The sequence below is a fragment of the Listeria innocua genome, assembly GCF_028596125.1.
GTDB lineage: Bacteria > Bacillota > Bacilli > Lactobacillales > Listeriaceae > Listeria > Listeria innocua.
This window is the reverse complement of sequence record NZ_CP117229.1, coordinates 423401-446865: the sequence shown is the minus strand read 5'-3', so window position 1 is coordinate 446865 and position 23465 is coordinate 423401. Positions and strand designations below refer to the sequence as shown.

12 protein-coding genes are annotated in these 23465 nt (G+C 36.6%); 4 read left to right on the top strand and 8 right to left on the bottom strand.

Annotated features, from left to right (window positions below; genetic code table 11):
• Positions 1-114: 114 nt before the first annotated feature.
• A complete protein-coding gene (locus tag PQQ29_RS02705; RefSeq protein WP_187983995.1) occupies positions 115-753 on the bottom strand; it encodes a type 1 glutamine amidotransferase family protein in 639 nt (212 codons plus the stop codon).
• 138 nt (positions 754-891) lie between these two features.
• Here PQQ29_RS02705 and PQQ29_RS02700 point away from each other — a divergent pair, with 138 nt between their 5' ends.
• Positions 892-1824, top strand: a complete 933-nt coding sequence (locus tag PQQ29_RS02700; RefSeq protein WP_003770523.1) for a helix-turn-helix transcriptional regulator — start codon at positions 892-894, stop codon at positions 1822-1824.
• Positions 1825-1886: 62 nt separating this feature from the next.
• Here PQQ29_RS02700 and PQQ29_RS02695 read toward each other — a convergent pair whose 3' ends face one another.
• Both PQQ29_RS02695 and PQQ29_RS02690 read right to left on the bottom strand, forming a co-directional pair.
• Positions 1887-2816 carry an LCP family protein gene (locus PQQ29_RS02695; RefSeq protein WP_003770521.1) on the bottom strand — a complete coding sequence of 310 codons (930 nt, stop codon included), beginning with the start codon at positions 2814-2816 and terminating at the stop codon, positions 1887-1889.
• Between the two features lie 138 nt (positions 2817-2954).
• Positions 2955-3257, bottom strand: coding sequence for a hypothetical protein (locus PQQ29_RS02690; protein WP_010990427.1), 303 nt, complete (start codon positions 3255-3257; stop codon positions 2955-2957).
• A gap of 171 nt (positions 3258-3428) precedes the next feature.
• On the opposite strand from PQQ29_RS02690, the gene pbp4 reads away from it, so the two are divergent.
• The gene (gene pbp4 / locus PQQ29_RS02685) at positions 3429-5465 is read left to right on the top strand and encodes a penicillin-binding protein PBP4(5) (RefSeq protein ID WP_003760497.1); all 2037 of its coding nucleotides are present in this window, start codon (positions 3429-3431) and stop codon (positions 5463-5465) included.
• 126 nt (positions 5466-5591) lie between these two features.
• Complete coding sequence (locus tag PQQ29_RS02680; RefSeq protein WP_187983994.1) at positions 5592-6875, top strand: condensation domain-containing protein; 1284 nt, start codon at positions 5592-5594, stop codon at positions 6873-6875.
• Positions 6876-6909: 34 nt separating this feature from the next.
• On the opposite strand, the gene PQQ29_RS02675 is transcribed toward PQQ29_RS02680, so the two are convergent.
• Positions 6910-7755, bottom strand: a complete 846-nt coding sequence (locus PQQ29_RS02675) for an SDR family oxidoreductase (protein WP_003770512.1) — start codon at positions 7753-7755, stop codon at positions 6910-6912.
• 115 nt (positions 7756-7870) lie between these two features.
• On the opposite strand from PQQ29_RS02675, the gene PQQ29_RS02670 reads away from it, so the two are divergent.
• The gene (locus tag PQQ29_RS02670) at positions 7871-8338 is read left to right on the top strand and encodes an Rrf2 family transcriptional regulator (protein WP_003770511.1); all 468 of its coding nucleotides are present in this window, start codon (positions 7871-7873) and stop codon (positions 8336-8338) included.
• A 174-nt stretch (positions 8339-8512) separates the two neighbouring features.
• On the opposite strand, the gene PQQ29_RS02665 is transcribed toward PQQ29_RS02670, so the two are convergent.
• From PQQ29_RS02665 to PQQ29_RS02650, 4 genes are all read right to left on the bottom strand, one after another.
• A complete protein-coding gene (locus PQQ29_RS02665) occupies positions 8513-14554 on the bottom strand; it encodes a LapB repeat-containing protein (protein WP_187983993.1) in 6042 nt (2013 codons plus the stop codon).
• Positions 14555-14825: 271 nt separating this feature from the next.
• Complete coding sequence (locus PQQ29_RS02660; protein WP_010990423.1) at positions 14826-15389, bottom strand: hypothetical protein; 564 nt, start codon at positions 15387-15389, stop codon at positions 14826-14828.
• Positions 15390-15785: 396 nt separating this feature from the next.
• Positions 15786-16340: a hypothetical protein gene (locus PQQ29_RS02655; protein WP_010990422.1), complete on the bottom strand. Its 555-nt coding sequence runs from the start codon at positions 16338-16340 to the stop codon at positions 15786-15788.
• Positions 16341-16952: 612 nt separating this feature from the next.
• Complete coding sequence (locus PQQ29_RS02650) at positions 16953-23456, bottom strand: DNRLRE domain-containing protein (RefSeq protein WP_187983992.1); 6504 nt, start codon at positions 23454-23456, stop codon at positions 16953-16955.
• Between the last annotated feature and the right edge of the window lie 9 nt (positions 23457-23465).

The window sequence follows — 23465 nt, the reverse complement described above, 5'->3', positions numbered from 1 at the left end:
TAAAACCAGCCTGTCAATTCTCTCCCTGTACTTTGTGACAATTTTCCACCTAAAGTTAGCCACACAGCAAACGACCAATCTGCTTTAATATTGTAGATTAGCCGCTCCACTTAATTAGTGATCATTGTTATCTGGCAAACTTTCCATGAGTGCATAGAAGTGTTTAGGGTCACCAGTATTGAAATAGGCATACCAAGACTCAAGTGTGTTTGACTCAAAAACGTCCAAATGCGCAATAATTTGCTTGGCCCATAACAAGGCTCCAGCAGAACTCGCTGTAATCAGATTGTTATCCCATACAGAAAGCTCATTTATATATGAACTTTGCCCTTTATAACTAGAAGAGAACATTTCTAAAAATCCTGCTCCATTACTTGTATGTGGACGATTATCCAATAATCCATGATTCGCAAGTGCAACTGTAGCTCCACAAATTGCAGCCACTGTAGCATTTAAAGCGAGAAGCTCACTTGCTTTTTCGATAATAGCTTTATGCTCTAGGTTGTTCCATGTGTCAGCTCCTGGCAATAACAATACACTTGTTTCACTCATAACAATGTCATCAATTACACAATCAGGCACTATCGTCATCCCACCCATTGTTTTAATAGGCTCTTTCGAATAACTAACTGTTTTGAGCAATACGCGATTTGCGTCTTTTTTAAAAAACCGATGAGAATTAAGCTCCGAAGTTACATAGCCTATCTCCCAATCGGCTAGAGTATCAAGAACGTAAACATAAATTGTAAACATATATTTCCTCCATTTTCTATTAATTTTTTATATCAATGATTACTATGTTAATCTCCTTTCCTTACTTTTCAGTATAGCTCCCGATTGTTGACACCATTATGGCAACAATATATAGTAATTTTGAAAGGTGGCTATTATATGAAAGTTGATAGACTTATGAGCATTGTTTTAATTCTCCTTGATAAAGAACGTATTAGCGCACAAGAGTTAGCTGATAGATTTGAAGTTTCGCTTCGTACAATTTATCGTGACATAGACGCGATTGACTTGGCTGGTGTACCTATTCGTTCAACTCCGGGCGTAGGTGGCGGGTTTGAAATTATGCCTGACTACAAGATGGATAGCAAGGTTTTTTCAACAGCAGACCTTTCCGCTATTCTTATGGGCCTTTCAAGTCTTTCTAACATGGTACGCGGAGATGAACTGATAAATGCTCTTGCAAAAATAAAAAGTTTTATCCCAGCTGATAGAGCAAAAGAAATCGAGCTAAAAGCGAACCAAATTTATATAGATTTAAGCCAGTGGACGGGAAATAACAACATACAACCACATGTAGAAATTATCAAAGTGGCTTTGCAGGAAAACAAGTTACTAACCTTTGAATATATAGCTCACCAAGGAAATAAGACCGTAAGAATAGTTGAACCATATCAGCTTGTAATGAAAAGCAGCCACTGGTATTTGTATGGGTATTGCCAAAATAGGAATGATTTTCGTTTATTCAGGTTATCTCGTATGTCTGGTCTGCAAATACTTGAGGACACTTTTACACTGCGAGATTTTCAAAAGCCACAGTTAGAAATGGAAGATATTGTAGCAATTATGCAGATAGAAATTAAAATTCGTATTCATCAATCCATTATCGATAGAGTGCTTGATTATTGCTCTTATGAAAATTTTCATCCCGATGGTGAGGAGCATTACATTGTCAGTTTTCCTTTTATAGAAAACGAGTATCACTATGATATTCTCTTGAGTTTTGGCGATAAATGCGAATGTTTAGAGCCATTACATGTTCGTGAAAAAATGAAGCGTAGAATTTATGATATAGTCTCAATCTACGAAAGTTAATGCTTATTTTCATCTAAAAAAACACGGAAATCCGAAGAATGGATTTCCGTGTTTTGCTTTATTTATTTAAGAAAATCTTGTAGTGCTTTCGCGTTTGCAGCCATATCGTCTAAACGAAGAACTGCTCCTGCTCCGTCAATTCTTTCATTGTGCCATTTTCCTTCTACAGGAATCGCGAATTTTTCCATTGTTTCTGTTTTTCCTAGTAGGAAATCTGCGCCAATTGACATTAATGTGCCAGTCGGGATATTGGTAGAAGAATAACCTTGTAATTTTCCGATGACATCTGGAATTTTAGTAACATCTCCAACATCAATAGCTTGTTCTTTCAGCGCTTCTAAAACCTGCTGTTGACGGCGAATTCGACCGAAGTCTCCTTCAGCATCTTTACGGAAACGGGCATATTGTAATAATGTTTTACCATCCATTACTTGTTCGCCTTTTTTAATGTTTGCATCAATATTTTTCGACATATCTTTTTCTGCATTGATCTTGATGCCTTCTGGTGCTACTGTATCAACAATCTTAGGGAAACCTTCGAAATTTGCTACTACATAATACTGCACATCTACACCAAAATTTTCTTTAATCGTTTGGCGGACAAGTTCTGGACCACCGTATGAATAAGCTGCGTTGATTTTATTTTTGCCATGACCTGGAATATCTACATAAGTATCACGCATGATTGATACTAATTTTGGCGTATTTGTTTTCGTATTATAATGAGCAATCATCAAGCTGTCTGAACGCCCTTGGTCTTCGCCACGAGAGTCACTACCGATAAGTAAAACATTAATCTCATCGCCAACTGCTTTTGCACCGTTAAATTTGTATTCTTTTAATTTACTATCATTTTGCGCTTCTTTTAAGCTCGATTGATATTGAAAATAACCTATAACTGCAACTACACCAACTAAAATTAATAGGGCTACAAGAATCGTACCAAAAATTCTACCTTTACGTGCCTTTCTTTTTTGTGCATGTCTTGCCATTTTTCACACCTCATTTATTGTAACTTACCTCCATATTACAATAAAATGACAAAAAAAGAGAGCGATAATTCCATAAGATTTTTTAAAGATTGGAATAAGCCCTCTAAAAACATGATTTTAGAGGGCTTCTAGCGTATTCTAAAGCGTACTGCCGCTATTAGTACTATCACTTGTTCCAGAATCCGAACTATCGTCTGAAGGTGCCTGACCTGGCTCACCAGATGGCGGCGTTCCACTCGGCGCACCGTTTCCTCCAGGGCCTTGCATCGTTCCATTATTATTTTCCGGGGTATTTTGACTAACTGAATACAGCTGATAACTTAAAACACTAATAATTATGACAGAAAGAATACTAACAATAATCGTGCTCCACTTCCATTTATTGTGGATGCCTTTCCCACGAATAATGACCTTCTTTTCTGGTTGTTCCATCTCTTCCATCCAACATCATCCTTTCGTTACCACTACTTTACCAAGCAAATAAGAACAAATTATGACATGAATTAGAAAAAAATATGTCGGGCAAATCTAAAGTTTTCTTTAATTTTTTCAACTTTTTTAGAAGTGTTTGGTATAATTAATTGAATATAACATGAAATTAAGGGGTGTATTATGGCTAATTTAAATGGGAAAAAAGGTAACAACAAGAAAGCAATTATCATTGGAAGTATTGTTGCTGTTGTCGTCCTCGCAGGTATTGCCATTTATTTTTTCATCCAAAATCAACATAAAGATGAAAAAAACGCTTTAGCAGCCGCAGAAACTTTTACATCAAATATCGCTAAAGAAAAGTACGATAAACTAGGAAATAGCGTCTCAAGTGAATCTCTGAAAAAAGTAGAGTTCACAAAGAAAGAAATGGAAGAAAAGTATCAAGCTGTTTACGACGGAATTGGTGCGAAAGATATTAAAGTCAAAAATTTAAAGTCAGTCTATGATGACAAAGAAAACAAATTCAACTTAACATATGAACTAGAAATGCGGACAAGCCTTGGAAAACTCGCTACGCAAAAATATAAAACAACTATTTCCAAGCAAGATGACGACTGGAAAATCGACTGGAAACCGGCACTAATTTTCCCAGGAATGGTGAAAACAGATAAAGTTCGAATGACAGAAGATGATGCAGAACGTGGTCAAATCGTTGACAGAAATGGAAAACCGCTTGCAACTACAGGCCAATTTGCCGAAGCTGGAGTTGTTCCTTCAAAGCTTGGTGAAGGCGATGAAAAAGTGAAAAACATTGCTGATATTAGCAAAAAACTAGAAGTCTCAACTGATTACATCAACAAACAACTCGATCAAAAATGGGTTCAAGCAGATAGCTTTGTGCCACTAGTTACTTTAAATAAAGATAAACTTCCAGAAGCAACAGGGCTTACTTACGCTCAAAAAGAAATGCGGACGTATCCATTAAATGAAGCAACCTCGCATTTGATTGGTTATGTCGGTGAAGTTAGCGCCGAAGACATTGAAAAAAATCCAAAACTCAGCGTTGGCGATGTCATTGGGAAAAGTGGCTTAGAACGTTACTATGACAAACAATTGCGCGGTAAAAATGGTGGCGCAATCAAAATTATCAATGATCAAACCAAACAAGAAGATACTTTACAAAAAATCGATAAAAAAGACGGCGAAGAAATTAAACTAACTATTGATGCTGATGTTCAGAAGAAAGCATTTGATAGTCTTGGCTCTGAAACTGGCGCAGTGACAATGATTAACCCAACAAACGGCGAACTATTAGCATTAGTGAGCACACCTTCTTATGATGCAAATCAAATGGTGCTAGGAATTACTTCCGAAGATTACGCAAAATATAATGACGATAAACGCCTTCCTTTCTTAGCAAGATACGCAAATCGTTACGCACCGGGATCTACTTTTAAAACGATTACTGCAACGATTGGGCTGGATACTGGAATTACCAAACCCGACAAAGTCCGTGAAATTTCTGGATTACAGTGGCAAAAAGATGCTTCATGGGGCAAATACTTTGTTACTCGTGTCCATGATGTTCCAAAAGTAAATATGACGGACGCGCTTGTACACTCTGATAACATTTATTTCGCCCAAGAAGGTCTAGAGATTGGCAAAGATAAACTAACTGCTGGCTTGAAAAAATTCGATTTTGATAAGGAATATAACTTACCTTTCACAATGAAACCAGCACAAATTTCAAATGACGGGCTGAACTCAGAAATCTTACTAGCTGATACGTCTTACGGACAAGGCGAATTACTGATGTCGCCAATTCAACAAGCGATTGCTTACTCGGCCATTGCCAACGACGGAAAAATGCCTTATCCAAAACTAGATACAAAAGAAAAAGCTGGCAAGGAAACACAAGCAACCGAAGCCGCATCTGCTAACCAAGTCAAAGCAGCTTTAGTCAAAACTGTTTCTGACCCAGCAGGCACAGCGCACGCCCTACAAATTCAAGGTCACAATATCGCAGCCAAAACCGGTACAGCCGAACTAAAAGAAAAACAAGGCGAAGATGGCCTTGAAAATGGCTTTGTTTATGCCTTCGATGCCGACAATCCCAATTACCTCATGGTAGGAATGATCGAAAACGTCAAAGGTCGCGGCGGTAGCGGACTTGTAATCGATAAGCTAAAACCAGTAATTGAAAGTATGTATAAATAAAAAAAGAGCCATTCTGTTCGCGAACAGAATGGCTCTTTTTTACTGGAGTTACTTGGTTTAGTTTCGCAAACCGGCTTTCAGGGAAACTACTAACAACTATTTAAACCGAAGAAAGAAGGAAATCCCATGGTAAAAATCACGAGTTATCCCGCTGAACCTTCTGATATTAAGCATTATATTTCTGGAGAAAAAATGAAAAATGACCATCATTTGCATACGGTTCTTACATTTGATAATCATTTAAATATAGACGTTCTAAAAAAAGCAGTTATGCAGTCTACTAAAAAACTTCCGCTATTACTTTGCCATTTTAAAGAAACGAACAAAGGCGCTTTTTGGCAAGAAAGTGTTTTTTCAGCGGAGGATTTGGTTTTCCTTATTAAAACCACCGAACCCGAAGCTGAAGTAAATCGGGCGCTAGTGAGGAAATTATCTACAGAAAACGGTCCACAAATTCGCTTAACTGTCGTCCGTACGGAATCGGCTGATAAACTTGTCATTATTTTGAATCACATGTTGGCTGATGGTGCTGGTTTTAAAGAATATCTTTATTTGTTAAGTGAACTTTATTCGAAACTATTGGAAAACCCAAACTACCAAGCCAATTTGAGTTTAGGCTCGAGAAATTTAAAACAAGTTTTCGATCAATTTTCACGCAAAGAAATAAAAACCATTTTTACCGAAAAAACAAATCGAAAAACTGTCTATAACCCACCATTTCCACTCAAAGGTGACCCGAAAAACCCGAAAATCATTTGGACAAAGCTACCAAAAGAGGTTTTTGACAGAATCGTTCATTATGCGAAAGAAAACGATGCAACTGTAAATGATGTTTTTTTTGCCGCAATGGTACGAATAGTTCAGCAGACGACGCACCAAAATGAATTATCGATTGATTGTCCAGTAGATCTTCGTAAATATTTGCCAGGTAAAGCTAGCCAAGGAATTACCAACTTAACAGCTAATATTACCTGCCAAATTAACGCAAATGACGACTTAACTTCATTCGAGAGCACCCTCCAAGCCGTTAAAAATTCACTTAATCCACAAAAAAACAGTCTTACTCCTTTACGGATTTATTATTTGTTGGAACTGATTTTCAAGAAGAAAAGCTATTCTTTTGCGAAAAAAGCTTCTGAAAAAATGTATTCTATTCCAAAAACGAGTTTTACAAACATCGGTATTATTGATGAAGAGAAGCTTATTTTTGAAGGCAGTACTTTAACGGATTGTTTTATTTGTGGCTCTTTAAAATATGCTCCGTTTTTCCAAGTCGCTGCTACTACTTTCCGCGGTGAATTGACGCTTAGTACTAACTTACACGGCACCACACGAGATCATGATTGGCAGAAGCATTTTTTAGATCAATTAGCTCGTGAATTTACGTTGCTTGCACATGATGAACTATAAAAAAACGTCTATCGCGAAGATAGACGTTTTTATTTTATTGCAGTAATTCCCGAAGCGCATCCACACGGTTCGTTAATGGTTTTCCTAATGCTTTTTCGAAATCTCTAGAAGTAACATCTAGTTGATTATTTTTTATATCATGTTGGAAAGATAAGAACATTTCTGCAACTGGTTGTGGCATACCAACATTGACCAGGTTTTCGACAAATCCTTTATCATCAGAAGAAATGACTTCGAAATCTTTTCCAGTAGCTTCTTTTAATGCTTCTGTAAGTTCTGCGTATGTCATTACTGGGCCAGATAATTCTAAGATTTCAGGGAAACGAGCTCCTGCCACCGCTTTAGCAGCAACTTCTGCGTATTCTCGTTTCAATGCCCAGCCAGTTTTTCCATTTCCAGCTGCATAAACAAATTTTCCACCATTCAAAGCGCCACCAATCATTGGCATTTCATTTTCGAAGTACCAGTTATTGCGCAAGAATGTATGTTCAATTCCGGATTTTTCAATTACTTTTTCTGTAAAAATATGGTCTGCCGCTAGAGCACTTGTGGAATTATCTGCGTCTGCGAAACTTGTGTAAGCAATGTAAGAAACGCCTGCTTCTTTTGCAGCATTCACCACATTTTCGTGCTCTACTTGCCGATTCCCTGGAGCACCTGAGACAAACAAGACACGATCGATTCCTGCAAATGCTTGTTTCATTGACTCTGCATCACTATAATCACCAATTCGGATATTAAATCCCGCTGCTTTCAAATCCGCACCTTTTTCTTCACTACGAACTAAAGCATAAATATCTGTCATTGGAACCAATTCTTTCAAATAATTTAAGGCATAACCACCCAGTCCACCTGTTGCACCAGTTACTAAATAAGTCATTTAAACCACTCCTTCAAAATTTTAATTATTTAAGCTGTACATTTATAATTTACACCTTTATAATAAACATTATGATAAGATAAGTCAAGAAGAAAAATTGAAAGGATTGAATAAAATGAAATACTCCATCCAATTTAGTGATGCTATCCACATTTTGGCTTATATAGAGATTTTCAAAAACACGAATTTATTATCGAGTGAAATTATCGCTAGTAGTGTTAAAACAAATCCTGCCAATATTAGAAGAATTATGAGCAATTTAAAAAAAGCAAACCTTATTACAACACAAACTGGTAAAGCGAATCCGATTCTCACCAAGCCACCCGAGGAAATATCGCTGCTAGATGTTTATAAAAGTATTGAAGGCAACACAAATTTAATCCATGTCGATCCAAAAACCAACCCAGATTGCATCGTCGGAGCCAATATCCAACAAGTACTTTCAAGTAAATATGAACTTCTCCAACAAAAAATAGAACTTGAAATGGATCAAATTAAGCTGGATAGTATCGTCCATGATATATCTGTACTGGAAATGAAAGATCGACCGCAGAATAGTGAGTTTATTACTAAATATTTGTAAAAAAGAACGGACTCAATTTAGTGCGCCTCCTAAAGTTAGACCAAAAAATCTAACTCTTGGGGCGTATTTTTATTGGTTATATAGAATGCAAGCCGAATAAAAAACCGACCAGATTCCTCTGGGCGGTTTTAGGTCTAACTTTTGAGTCTTACAACATTCTTCAAATATTATGAATCACTTTGTTTTTACTTTTGTTTTTCTTCTTAAGAACAACCATCCTCCAACAAGTAGCGACATAACACCAAAGACAATTAGCTCTGTATTTAAAGTATCTCCTGTTTTTGGGATATTTTTTGTTGGTTTGTTATTATTATCATTCTTACTTGGTATTGCTATAAACGCTGAATCAGCTTTTTTGACCGTTAATAGAATCGTTTTCTCAGCAACGCCTCCAGATGAATTTGTCGCTGTTACAGTTACTTTATACTGTCCAGCTTTGTCCCAATCAACAATTTTACTTAGATTAGTAGTTACTTTTACTGTTCCATAACTATTTGTAACTTTAGTACCAATATCTTGTAGAAATTGCTTATCAGAAACTGTTTTTCCTGTTGGATAACTAATTTCTAGTTTGTCGATTGTTAGCGCAGGACTACTTGTATCTACAATCTGCACTGTGCTTTTTGATTTACTAGCTTCATTTCCAAGTGCATCTGTAACTGTAAAGTAGATAGGATAAGTTCCTACTTTATTAAGATTGACTTCACTACTGTCTACTTTAATATTTTTTGTTACATCACCATCAACAATATCAGTCGCTTTTACTCCAAAGAAAGTTATCCAATTCGGTTCTTTGCTTTGTACTTCTAATTTGTTTGTTGATTTAGTCATTTTTATGCTTGGTCCTGTTGTATCTTTAATTGTTAAAGTAACAGTTGTTTCAGCTGTGTTGCCTGAATCATCTTTCGTTGTGACTTTAATAGAATACTCACCTAAAACATTGCCTTTAATTGTTTGATCTGGTGTATAAGTTACTTTTAATTTATTACCTGAAAGATAGTCTTTTGCTTCAATGTTAAATATAGATTCTAATGATGGTAACTCGTTTACTGCTTCAATTGTTTTATTATCAGCATTATTGAAAGTTGGTGCGATCTTATTAAAGATGCGTACTGACACTTTTACAGGTTCTGCAGTATTACCATATTCATCTTTCGCATTTAAAGTAACCGTATATGTTCCTACTTTATTAAAATCTACTTTTTTAGCAAAATCACTAGTAATTTTAACATCACCATCTAATTCATCCGTTACTTCCCCGTGGATATCGCTTAAAAAGGTAGCTTCTGTTACTTCGGTTTTTCCTTGGTAGCTTATTTTTGGACCTGCAGTAATGACTGGTTTATCCTTGCTTACTTGAACTGTTATTTCTTTTGTTGTTTGATTGCCTTTAGTATCTGTAGCACTGATGGTTACTTCATACTTACCAGGCTTATTCAAATTCACTTTTTCTGCAAAATTAGAAGTAATAATTAAATTAGTTGTATCATCATTGTTATCTGTCACATCTAAACGAGCATCTTGGAAGAATTCTGCTTCTGTTTTTGTTGTATTAACGTGGTAAGACACATTATCTGCTTTAATCACTGGTCCCATGGTATCTACTACATTAATAGTAATTGTTTGTGGAATAGCTTGATTTCCACTAGAATCTGCTAAATTCACTTGAACTTGATATTGTCCAGGTTTCACACTAGCGATGTCACTAAAAATAGTACTAAAGTTGCTAGTAAATACCATTGGCTGTTTATTTGGTTGGACTGATTGACCTGGTGCTAAATCATAATTATCTCCACCGATAAGTCCTGCCGCTTTATACAATTCTTGTTCAGTTAATTTTCGCATGTTTTCGATAGAATACGTTAATGGATTATTCGTTATTAAAATTGTAGGCGAAGTAGTATCTACTATGCGTAAATTTACTGTTTGAGTAGCTTTGTTGCCACTTGCATCTGTTGCTGTAACAGTAACTGGGTATGTTCCAAGTACATCCCATTTAACTTTACTATAATCTACTACTGGCGTGATATTTCCATCATGCGTATCTGTTGCTGCTACATTTAACGGCTTAATCCAATCAATATTTGCCTCAGTACTATTCACTTCTGCTGATGTATCTTGATTAACTGTTAATGTCGGAACTGTATAATCTATATCAAACGTTTTTTCATCAGAAGCGGTATTTCCAGCCTCATCTGTTGCTGTGTTTTTAGCTATATACGTTCCTTCATCGTTTGGAATACGAATCGTATTTCCGGTTCCAGAATAAACGACTGTTCCATTACTATCTACTACTGTCCATTCATTTGTTACTTCTGTAGCTTCATCACTTGATTCAATTGTAATTGCATTTGGAGTAACTGCTTTATCTAGTATAATCTTTGTAGTTGGTTTACTAGTTTCAGTAATATAAATTTCTGCTACCCCACCCACGCCTGGAACTACACTATTTAAAGTATATTCCTTTGTAGACATATTAAATAAAGGATTTTTTGCTGAGTAGACAAAATTCGTTCCAGTTGGTGCAGTTACTTTTAATTTAAAATCAGCTGGGTTTTTAATGGCTACATCATCAAAAGAAAATTCTCCCTTACTATTCGTTTTAATTGCTGATTGTACTTCATTTCCATCTTTATCAAATAAAGCTATTTCATAATCTTGACCGTAAGATGTGATTTTTGGTTCTCCGTCTTTATTTACAAAAACAACAGCGCCTTTTATAGGTGTTGCCATATAAATAGGAATTTGAATCCCAACTAGATTTTTAGGATTTCCGTTAGCCAAATCATCAATTGTGAATTCTGTAGAGTTATTGACTGTTATCCAGCCAATCGAATCATCTTTTGAGTCTTTTACGATTTTATTTGGACCGGTAGTAATAAAGTCTGCATTTTTATTTGGTAGATGAGCAGCTATTTTATATGTTCCATTACTCAAGCCATTAAAATCAAATAAACCTTTTTGTTTATCCAAAGCGTCCGAGGAAGTATAAACGGTTTCCACTTTCTCAAATTCATTGTTATTTTTTTTGTATAAATCTAATTTAACAGCGTTTAAACCTAGTTCGTCTGCATCTTGTACACCATTTTTGTTAAGATCGGAAAAAGAGTTACCGGCTATGTTTAAATCTGTTGATGGATTTGTACTTTTTACTCCGCCACGAGGGGGTTCTGATGCTAATTTGCTTGTACCAGAACTTGTTTCCTTATCAATCCGGTAAGCAATCGAGTTATATGCTATTTCACCATTTCTTGGAGCATCTGTTGGCACTATTGCTTCAAAGTTTAGGCTGATTTCGTCTCCTACTTTGAATTCTGTATTTGGTAGCTTAATACGGAAACTTTTCACATCTGCCATACTTGTTGGTGCCACGATTTGCCAAGGGTCACCTGCTACATCCTCCCCGTTTGCATCGAAACGTTCAGGTGTATTACTTGTTGAATATTCTAAAGTTGCTGAATCACTTTTCTTCCCATTAACAAGAACTTCAATTTCACTAGTTGGGATAACCGAAAATTTCGATCCGCGTGGACCAGTGCCTAAAACATACTGATCATCCTTGTGCGGAAGTATATCGATAATTTCTAAGTTCTTCATACTTCTTGTACCATTATTTTCAAATGTTAAATTATAATCTACTCTTTTACCTGGAATTGTAGTAGCTGTATTTGCACTAACATCAACAAAGTCGTTATCTTGACTTCCTTTAATTTTCATTTTAGTTGCAATACTATTAGATGCACCTACATTTGCCGTCTTCGATTTAGACAAGTATTTAGTAGATGTTACTCCGGGAAGTTTGGATTGTAATTCGGCAGATAATTCTTTTGTTTCAAATCCTGAATTAGCAGCACCATATAAATTCCAACTGGAATCTGTCATTGATCCCATACCAAATTCTACTTTATTTGCGCCACTGTTTGCTTTATTTAATTTAAAAACTAAATCTAAGGCTAGCATTTCGCAATTTTCCATGCCTGGTGCTAAACCAGTATCCGGCGCTTCCCAGTAATACAATGTGGAACCATCTGATAAAGTTTCTTTTCCCTTAACATCTGCACTGGATTTAGGGTAAAGAGTATTCGTTCCATTAGCAGGAGCATACGTATAATTTAATATACTTCTATACGGTTGTTGAATGAAATTTTTCATAGTTTCTACATCGATACCCTTTGGTACTACCACAAAAATATATGGATTTTCTAGTTTACTTCCGTATGAGCCTAAACGAACTGACTGTGCAATTTTGTCGCCATTAAAAAAAATTGTACTTTCAAATCCTTTGCCATAAATACCAGCAGTTGAAGATAAGAAAACATCGCCATTTATTTTCGCTGGAGTAGAAGTTTTTTCTACTACTTGAACTTTCTTTTCATAGCTACTTGCAGTTGTATCAATTGCTTTACTGGTTTTATCAGAGTCTGTATAAGTGATAGATTCTGGTTGGAGTGTAAAGGATTCTCCTGCTTTCACACCAGTATTTTGCATTCGTATTGTTCCATGAGTATACGGCGGCATATCTTTATCATTAATAATTCCGTCTCTAGAAGTAAGTTTTAGCTTTTCAATACGATTAACAGACTGGTCAATCTTTGAAAAATCCCAACCACTAGAAGTTTGTGGAGCCATTGATACCCATTTACCATTCTGATAGTACTCTAATTTTTTCATACTTGCCATTGAGTTATTGTTCGGGATGTAAGATAGTACTTTAATCCCTTTAGGAATTGGTGCTACAATTTCTAAATCATTAACACCTGGTGCCGCAGAAGATATTCTAGGCATGAATCCCCATTCCAGTACATCGCCTTCTGATATGCTTGTTTTAGAAACTTTGCTATCAACAGCTATTGAAGTCGCTGAGTCAGTCACTTCGGTCTTAATTTTAATGGAAGTTACCAAAATATCTTCATCATATACATTTACCGTACCAGTATACTCTGTTCCTTTAACCGCATCTGCTGGTATTTTCGCTGCCATTGATACCTGTATTCTTTGGTAAATATTAGCGTTAATGGGTCCATATTCGACTACTTGTTTCTCATCATCATTAACAAGTACATTTGCTTTACCATTAACTGTGCTAAGCTGTGACCAATAAGGCTCTCCGAATCTAATTACGTAAGGATCTGCCGTATTAACAGATATAATATCCCCACCATTTTCTTTAAGAAATTCTAATTTTAAATTTTTGAAACTTTTATTTTCCGAACTTTTCTTCTGGATTTCAGGCCATTGGATGGTATATCCACCTGGCTTAAGTGAAAATGCGAGTTCTTTCATACTAAAAGCCCAGCTATTATCACCTGCTGTAATTGGGCTATAGTCTAGATTGCTGCTATTTTCTTCTAAATTAACGGTGGTTGTTTTTTCTGCTGGTGTATATGTGGCACCAGCACTGTTCTCTCCTGACAGTGTAGCTTTTAGATTCATTGGTACTCCTGGCTTTGCACCATAACCAGCTCTTACAACGATTGGAATATCAAATGGAGCACCACTAGATATATTATCCACTAAGTTAATGGTTAATTTACCTGTAATCGCACTATAAGATGTTGATTTTATATTCCTATTTGCTGCTGTATCTTTAGGATAATTCACTAGTTCAAGATTAGAGTTATTAAAATCTATTACTAATTTACCGTTTTTCAATGTCGTAGAACCATCTAGAAAATTAATAGAATAGTTAAAAGTTATTTGTTCTGTATAATTAGCTAATGTGGCTTTACTTGAATCAGCTTGAAGAAATAGTTTATCCGAAATGGATGAACGCAGTAACTGTCTATTTGATTTTTCGACTGTTTTTGCGACTTCTTCATCTACATTTTTTACAATTAAATCTAACTTGGCTTGTACTTTGTCCCCTTCTTTTAGTTCAAGTTCGTATTTTCCTGTTTGAGAAGCAAGTAAATATAGCGTTATTTCTTCCCCTGTTCCTATAATTGTTAGTTCATTTTTTTCTTTGTTATATTCAACTTCTTTGCCTGTCTTTTTCTCATCTAAACTAAAAGATTTTGGTAAAGATAATTTATATTCTTTATCTTTAACAGCATCTTTTATTAAAATTATATTATTATTAGTTGATTTTTTTTCTAACTTAATAACTTTTTGTTGTTGCTCTTCAGTAGTTGCATAAACAACATTAAAGTTTGAAACAATCACAGTTTGGATTAAGATAGTAAATGACAAAATCCCGATAAAGATTTTTCTGATCAATTCATTTCTCCTCCGTTCTAAATATTGTAAGTCGACTACTATTCATTATAAATAACCAATTAGTCATTAAATATATGCGGTTTCATCCAAAATTCGTAAAAAAAGCTACAATGTGAACAAAAAGTGAACAATGAGAATCATAAAAATCGATATACCTTGTTAGAGCTAACTTTACAAAGAGTCGTAAAAAATCTGTTGATAGCCAAATAAATCCAATCCTTTTAAAGGATTGGATTTACTAAAAATAATTATTAATTTTTTAAAGACTTATTTATTCATGTTTTTTATAATTATTAACTAAACGCTTCCTGAACTTCCTGTATAGCCTATCTTTCATCCCCAGATTCTCCACAGTCAAAAATGTTTCTACATCATACCAAGGAATATCAATATCAAGTTTTTTATCAATCGCTAAAAGGGCTGTGTCTGAATATTCATTAACGAAAAGAAAGAGTTGCTCAGAAGGAAAATACATATAGCAATATAAAAATATCGTTGTCTCGGTTATATTTTCAAAATCCAAATTTTCTACTATACTACCCTCTTCCTGTGTAAAGTCTATTACTTCCTTTAAATTAAAGATAGTTTTGCTCTTTTGTAAAAATTTATCTTCTTTCAAAATTTCACTAATATATGCTTTCTCATCCTGTGTAATTTCCACAATTTGTTTAATCATATGGACAAATTCATTCGTATCCATATAAATAGCCTCTGGTTCTTCAAAATAAAAATTGTATTTTGAGGGATTAGAAAATATTTGTTTCGGTAAATTTTTTTCTAAATCGATAAGTTTTTTTATTTTAAATTCGACTTCATCACTAGTTAATTTGCTCATAAGGCCAACCTCTTTCCAACCCAAAATCACTACATAAGCTTAGAATTATGCACATACTATGCGATAATCTTACCAGCATCATTCATCAAAGTACTAACATCACTATGTGTATTATAAATATAGTGTTTTCCCATTCGTCTTCATTATCATCCGAATAAACATACTGACGAACTACTTTCCTATCCGCTTCATATAGAACCTCAATACCACCAACGTAATAAATGTAAGTTTTATAGCGGATACATTTTATTTTTAAATTATTCGAATTCAAGTTAAGTATTTCTTTTATTATTTAATCATATGCTCCCGTAAAGTTTATTTTTCTGATTTGTATTATTTACATCTCTTACTTTTATAATAAGCCCTCCCTGTAAAAGTGGAGGGCTTATTCTTAGTTTATTTTTTTAGTTTGTTCATCAAATCTTGTTCTACACTGCCGCCGAAACGCAGGGCTAGAATATCTTCTTTCTTTATCCAACAAGTTCCATCTAATCGACCTTCGTCATCCACTAAAGTAATTTCTAATCCTTCATATTCATTTTCAGCGATCATTCCAATTACTGGCGTCTCGTCGCCTATGATGTCAATAAAGATTATCTCTTTACTTTGGTATACATAATCAGCGGCAATTTCGAAAAGAGAATGCTTTTTGTTTGGTGCTTTCTCAAATAATCCTGAGCTGATTTGTTGATTAAGATGTTTTGCGAGTAGTTCGGCTGTTTTTAAATGTGCCGTGTCAATTTCTATTCGGTACACTAATTCTAACGGAAGAACAACATGTCCCTCTTCGTAACCGTCCGAACGTCTCGAGCGAAACATAACATCACTCGCTGTAACTGCTTCAATGTAGCCCGCCTCGAAATATTCGTCTTCGCGTGACGCATAGATGGCTACTAGTTTATTTGCTTCTTGGCATTTTAGTAATCTTTCATACATGAATTTTGTGGACATTTTTGGTTCCTCCTTAGGAGTTTAAAAAGAATAGTTATATTTTTTGGCTAAACGATTAAACTAAAAATATTATTCAATTACTTACATTCCTAATCTGGGTGTAATTTTTTAGCAACCGAGCTTAGTTCGAAATATTATTAAATATTTTTATTTGTGGTACATTATTAGTTTTGTCTAGCATTATTTTTTCCTTATCAAGGATTTTTGTTTCTGAACATCTAACAATATAACTATCCACTTAACTTTCATTTTCGGAATAAGTTCTCCTTACATAAGCGAAAGGCTTATTCTCAGTTTATTTTTAGTTTGTTCATCAAATTTTGTTCTACTTTGTCACCAAAATAGAGAAGCTCTCTACTTTTTAATTTATTACATTCCAAATAAGCGTGATTCGTTGTTTACTAAGATAATTTCTAAATTTTCATTTCTTATAGAAATAAATCCCCTATCCGAATTGTAAAAAAAACCCCTACAGCAAATACTAACCAGAACAATATTTTACTCCATTTTTGTTTTTTCGACTCTAAACTAAGACAAATTAATAGACAAATAATCACTAGGGCTATATAAATTGTTAATAACAATAAAATAAACTCCTCTCTTTTTCAATCTTTAATGCCCTTTTTTTCGGCTCTTCTTTTTTTTCTTAGCCTTTTTTCGTTTAGTTGAGGGCTTATTAACAACCTTTTTTTTCTTACTAAATTTTTTATATATCTTTGTTTTTTTGAATTTTTTTGAATTTTTTCTTACAATTTTTGTTGATTTTAAAAACTTAAAACCTTTGTATAATTTACCAAATCCAAGACCTAAAACAGCTCCTTTTACAACAGCTTTACCAAAACCCTTCCAATTCTTCTTCTTAGTTGTTAATAAATATTCTGCCCCACCTTCGAATGCCCCATAACCTGCTGCCGCAATCCACCATGCAACATTACCATCAGGATCAAACATCATCACAGGATTATTATTCGCATAATTATACCCATTCATCGTTTGCGGATCATCTTCATCGCCCGGGTACGGATCGTAAGCGGTAAACACGCCTTGCTCTGGTTCGTAATAACGCGCCATCAAGTAATATTGTTCGATTTCCTTGTCATACATGTATCCTGCATAACCATAAGGATTCGCTTTGGCTTCTTCTGTAGAGGCAGTGTTTTTCAGCACATTTCCCCAAGCATCATAAGCATATTCCGCGACAATTTTACCTGCTTCATCTGTGAGTGCAATTACGTCGCCATGCGCATTATAGTGATAATAGAGGGTTTTGCCATTCATCTTCATCGCTAAACGAACATTATCATCCGAATAAACATACTGACGAACTACTTTTCCATCACCATCAGTTTCATACAGAACATCAATACTATCGCCATCATAATGATAATTCGTCGTCACGCCATCGACTGTTTTCGACAAGCGGCGGTTATCATCATCGTACGTATAACTCGTAAACGGCTCGCTCTCACCTTTTTTCGTGATGCTGCTTAAACGGTCGCCGGTATCCCATGTATACGTGTACTTGCCATCGCTTGTACGGTTACCATTGGCGTCATACGTCAGCGCTTCTCCGTTCCACGAAACCAGTTGATTACCATCATTATAACTTGCGGCAATTGTTTTTGTCTCGCTTCCGCTGATTGCTACTTGTGTGCGGTTTCCGAAGCCATCGTATGTGTATGCTTTTACGGTGCCGTCTGGTAGTGTTTCCTTGGTTAGTTGGTTGACTGCATCGTATTCGTAGGTTGTTTTTCCGTCTTGTTTGTTGTCGATGCTTGTACGGTTGCTTGCTGCGTCATAGGTGTAGTTTTCGTCTAAAATTTGGGTGCCGCTTGCGCTACTAATAGCTGCGTTGGTGACTTTTTGGGTACTATCGTAGGTGTAGTTGGCTGCGGTGCCGTTTCCTGCTGTGTAGACGTTGATGTTTCCAAATTCGTCAAACTCGAAATAGGCGTTTTTGCTTCCGTCGTTTACGCGGGTATTCCGGTCTAAGTCGTTGTATGTGTAGCTTGTTTTTGCTGTGTAGTCGCCGTGGTTAATGGCTACTTCGCCGACTTTGTCTGTTTTCCCTTTGTTGTCTTTTGTTGGTTTGTCTTTGTAAGTGTAGCTTACGTCGCCACCTCGTTCGGCTACTTTGGTGATTCGGTTGGCATCGTCGTAGGTTTTGTCGGTTACGATGCTGTTAATTTCGTCGGTTACTTTTGTTTGGTTGCCGTTTGGATCGTATTGGAATTTAAATGCTAGTTTATCATTCCATTTAATCCCGTCCATGCGGTCAGCGGAATCGTATGTGCTTTCGGTTACGCGACCATTTGGCATGATTGCTTTTGTTTCATTACCGGCTGCATCGTATTCGTACTTGATTGTGCGATTGAGTGCGTCGGTAAATGCGGTAATTTTGTTATCTACGTCATATTCATAGATGTTTTTTTGCGTTTTGCCAGATGCAGTGACATTTTTTTCGGTGGTGTTGCCATTGTCGTCGTACTTATAGGCTACGGATGTGCCGTTCGCTAGTTTGGTGTCTATAAGTGCGTTGTCTGCATCATAAGTTAAAGTTTTTTTGTTGCCTTTTTCGTCTGTTTCGGATGTTTTATTGCCGTAAATATCGTAAGTGAAGCTGATTTTGCGGCCTTCTTCGTCATAGCTAGCTGTTACATAGTTTCCGGAAGCGTCATATTCATTTTTTGTTAATACTTCGCCTTCTATGACACGTACATCGTCAAACCAAGCTTTTCCGGTTAAACCATTGCGGAACATGGTGTAAACTTTAATCATTTTGACTGGCTTGGTCGGTTTAACAACTACAGCACTTCGGTTCCAGTCGTTCGTTCCGAGTGGGAATTGACCTTGTACAGAAGAAGTTGTGCCATCTTGATAATATACTGTGCCCCATACCGAATAATCGTTCGACATCGTTGCAACAGAACCGTTTGCTTTGGCGTCTTCTGATTTGGATAGTGCGGAAATTGTTAATGCTTTGGCTTCTTTTTGATTTACGGGTACATCTTGGACAATATGCGTGTAAGCTTCACTTGTTGCTTTTCGCTCGAAGTAAACGGCGCTATCACCGCTGTGGCTTTGATTATCGACTACTTTTGCTTGTGTCAGCGCGGTATTGCCTGTACGCATCCAGCCAGTCGGAAGTGTTCCATTATGATTTTCAAAGCTGTTATTGACTACTGGGTTGTAACTGGAAGCAACACTGCCTTTTTCAAATTGAACATTATCGTACCAAATCGTTCCTTTTCCTTTATGTGGAGCTGGTTGTTCGTTGTCCAAATAAAGCAAGACTTGGCGCGTGTTTTTAGATGTTTTAAAGGTTAGTTGGCGTTTTACCCAGTCGCCGTTCTTTTTGATCGATGTGGCGCGGTTGGATTGCCATACGCCGGCATCGGTAACGTCTTTTGCATTCGCATCTTGTAAACGGCCAATGAGAAGTGCATCGGCGTTTGTCATTCCGGATGTTTTAATCCAGGCGCTAAATGTATACGTGGTTTCTGGTTCTACATCGACGCGTTGGGTAACGGATGAATAGCCTTTTACGGTAGAATTTGCTTCACTCGTTAGTTTAACGGAACCGCTGCCGCCAAGTGCTCCTGGAGCTGACTGTGTGTTATCGAATGTCATGCTTCCTTTTGCATCAGATTGAATCAGTGTCCAGTTGGAAACTCCTGCTCCTTTTTCAAAGCCGCTGTTTTGAAGTAAGTTACCGCCGGAAGAAAGTTCGCCACTACCGCGAATTGGGTTTCCATAGGCATCATACTGTGTTACAGAGGATACTTGGGATTCTGTCGCAAGTGTTTCTGATACCGCATCTGCTCCGTCATAAGTAACGGTTGTTTTTCGTCCTTCTGTATCGGTTGAGCTCGTTACATCGTTATTATCATTGTAAGTGTATGATTCTGTTCCGTATGCATCTGTCGCTTTCGTAATATTACCATCTGCATCGTAAGCGTACGTTTCTTCTTGTCCCTTAGGATTCACTTCTTTTACTAAGTTATTTGATTCATACGTGTAGGTCGTTGTGAGTTTGAGACCATCTGCATCTACAATTTCTTTCTTTGGATTTCCAGCATCATTGTAGGAATAAATGGTTTTCTTCTTTTTCTCGTTTGTTAAAGTAGTTTGTTGTTCTGCTTTGTCATAAGAAAGTGTTGTTTTTTTGCCGACTGGATCGGTTATTTCTGTTAATTTTTCTTCTTCATAGGCAAAAGTTGTTTCGTATGGTTTTTCTTCTGTATGTTTTGGATCGTAAATCGAGGTTAATAAGCCATCTGTGTAGCCGTAGCGATATAATTTTCCGCGGGCTGTGGATGAACTGATTAGCTCCTGTTTGTCATTATACGTGTAGCTGATTTTACGGTCTTCTGGTCCGACAAGTTCTTTTACGAGCTCGCCTTCATACGTGAGAGTAACGGTACGTCCGGAAGCGTCGCGCAAGCTTGTGAGTTTGCCGTCAGTATATTCGTATGTTAATTCGTTACCTTTTGTGTCTTTTTCGGATTTTAATCGTCCATCAACTAAAAAGCGTGTTTCTGACTTATCTTCTTCTATTTTCAAATAGCCATCTGCGTTTTTAGTAATCTCGGAGTAAATGCCTGGTGGAGCTTCGTATTTATCGCCTTTTTTTGTGAAACGATGGATTTTCTTGTCCGATTCCACCCAAACGATATTACCGTTTTCTTCTTCTACGAGTTTTTCTTCGAGCGTACTTGTCCAGCCTTTACCGAAAATGCCAGTTGCATCATCTTGGCTATTAAATGTACGGTTAACATTAATGCTTGGACCGCGCCCTTCTAAGTTGAAATCTGTTTCATGGAATAAAAAGTTTCCGTTTGTAGCATTCACTTCGCCGCCACGAACTGGCACACTTGTCCAGTAATCAACCATTCCTAGTTGTTTATTGAGTGCCTCTGGAATAGATGGTGTGGCTGGTTCTGATTGCACGCTAGTTGTGTTATTTCCTGCTTTTTGATAAGCGATAACGCGGAACCAGTAGTTTGTGCGCTCTTTATAATTTCCGCCAGAATTGGTATACACTGGGGAAGGGTCTTTTGCGAGTTCTGCGCCTTTTCCGTCATGGTGTAGAGCGTATTTCCCTTCAGCAATTTCTTCTTTGGTTGGCCAAATACCTTTGTTTTGTGTCGTCCACTTTGTTTCTGCGCCGACATCGTATTCTTCGTAGGCTTTCCCATTAAAGACAAGTACTTTATACCCATCTGCCATTGGGCTCTTTTCCCAGTTAAGTTCCACGTATCCTGTTTCTTTATGTGCCAAGTTAGAATACGCTTTTGCAACAGGAGCTTGTGGTTTCTCGATTGGCATGTAGGCGAATACTAAGTCGGAATTCGGACTTTCTCCACCCGGGAAAACGGCTTGTACTCTGAATAAATAGCGTGTTAAATTACGAAGTCCAAAAGTACTTCCGGCTTGAAAGGCATTTTCATATTGCGCTCGCGGATCAAGAGCGAAGTCGGTTCCTTTGCCATCATGATGGAATTCAAATTCTCCTTTAGCAATTTCGTCATTTGTTGGGAAAATTTTCTTTCCTTTGGTACTCCAAGTGGTTGCTGTACTTTTTGTATTAAAATATTCGTATTTATATCCATTAGAAATAACAATATTATAACTAGTCGCACCAGGAACCGCTTTCCAAGATAAATCCATGTATCCTGTTCCAGTTCCAACACCGTTTGAACTTGTTTTCACGGTTGGTTTTTCTGGTTGTGCGTACGTATAATTCACTTCCAAATAGGGATAATTTTTATTGTTTTCACTTGCTACAACTTTTTTCCAATAGTTTTTGTTAATGTTAGTACCTAAGCGAAAACCGTTGTTCACTCGTGAGCCACTTGCCCATGCTTGGACAGTTTTGGTTACGTCTAAGTTCGCCCACTCACCACGACCAACGTTAACACTCCCTAATCTCGTTACAGGTGGCACTGTATTCCAAGTCACTTGCCACGGAGACCATTTTGCATTTGCCTCGTAATACCAAAGATCATTTTTAACCGTTGGGGACATATGCCAAATGTTATAGACTTTCAATGTTGCTTTAGAAATAGTCGCTTTATTTAAAGTAGATGTATCCATTTTTAAAAAAGCGGCATTATTTCCTGTTGAATTGTCCCATTTACCGAGTTTTAACGTATAAGCATTTTGACCAGAATCCCATAGCTTACTACCAATATTTGTTTCGGTTGGTTTAGCCGAATTAATATTGGCATTATAAATTTTATCTAAACGAACAGATGGATCAATATAGACAGGGTACTCGCGAGCGTCATCATTTAGCCATTCTGTATCTACTTTTAGTTGTAGTTCATACACTGTTTTGGTCAGTTGTTTCACTTTAAAGGAAACATTTTCGGATTGTGCCGCTTCCCCGGTTTCAGTGCCGACATTGGAATCTGTCATGACTGGTTTTGGAAGCGTATACATTGTTTCGTCGGATTTATTTTTGAATAGCACATCGCCATTCTCCGCTAGTTCTAAATCTAGTTTTGTTTCAATTTGATAAACATACGTATCTACTTGATTTGGTTCCTGTAGTACTAAGTCTTCTTTAACTGATTGTGGAAAAGTTAAATGCCTTAGATCTGTTTTAGGAAATACGTTTTCATAAGTAACTTCATTTTCTTTGTAGGTCGCTGGTTGGTCTGTTACTGCTTGTTCATTCTCGCCTGTACGTGCTCCTTTTAAGCGAAAAGTAACTTCTGCGCCAGCTTTTGTTAGTTTCTGATATGCCCCGTCTTCCATTTTTTCTAAGAAGCCTAATTCTAATGGGGTTTGTTTTGGAACAATCATGTCAGAATCTGCTTCTTTCTCCACATTCGCATCGATGCGCTTCATATCCCCGTCAACTTCCATATTGATAGGATCCGCAAAGATTTGTTTTGTAAAGCTCCCGTCGTGGTTATCAAAAACCACTTCATTTTCTGTTCGTTCTTCTTTAACTTCTGTTGGTGCTTGTTCTCCCGCTTTCTTGTCTGGCGCATCCACTCCTACAGGTGAATCTTCCGCTAATGGTGCATAACCAGGCAATAGTGAAAAGAATAACATAAATGCTATCAAGCTCACTAGTACATTTTTTGCTTTTGCATGTATTTTCATGTGTCAAGC

Coding starts and splice junctions, on each gene's coding strand:
- PQQ29_RS02680 (WP_187983994.1), top strand. CDS start 5,592: ATGGTAAAAATCACGAGTTATCCCGCTGAACCTTCTGATATTAAGCAT.
- PQQ29_RS02695 (WP_003770521.1), bottom strand. CDS start 2,816: ATGGCAAGACATGCACAAAAAAGAAAGGCACGTAAAGGTAGAATTTTT.
- PQQ29_RS02675 (WP_003770512.1), bottom strand. CDS start 7,755: ATGACTTATTTAGTAACTGGTGCAACAGGTGGACTGGGTGGTTATGCC.
- PQQ29_RS02690 (WP_010990427.1), bottom strand. CDS start 3,257: ATGGAAGAGATGGAACAACCAGAAAAGAAGGTCATTATTCGTGGGAAA.
- PQQ29_RS02670 (WP_003770511.1), top strand. CDS start 7,871: ATGAAATACTCCATCCAATTTAGTGATGCTATCCACATTTTGGCTTAT.
- PQQ29_RS02700 (WP_003770523.1), top strand. CDS start 892: ATGAAAGTTGATAGACTTATGAGCATTGTTTTAATTCTCCTTGATAAA.
- PQQ29_RS02660 (WP_010990423.1), bottom strand. CDS start 15,389: ATGAGCAAATTAACTAGTGATGAAGTCGAATTTAAAATAAAAAAACTT.
- pbp4 (WP_003760497.1), top strand. CDS start 3,429: ATGGCTAATTTAAATGGGAAAAAAGGTAACAACAAGAAAGCAATTATC.
- PQQ29_RS02705 (WP_187983995.1), bottom strand. CDS start 753: ATGTTTACAATTTATGTTTACGTTCTTGATACTCTAGCCGATTGGGAG.
- PQQ29_RS02650 (WP_187983992.1), bottom strand. CDS start 23,456: ATGAAAATACATGCAAAAGCAAAAAATGTACTAGTGAGCTTGATAGCA.
- PQQ29_RS02655 (WP_010990422.1), bottom strand. CDS start 16,340: ATGTCCACAAAATTCATGTATGAAAGATTACTAAAATGCCAAGAAGCA.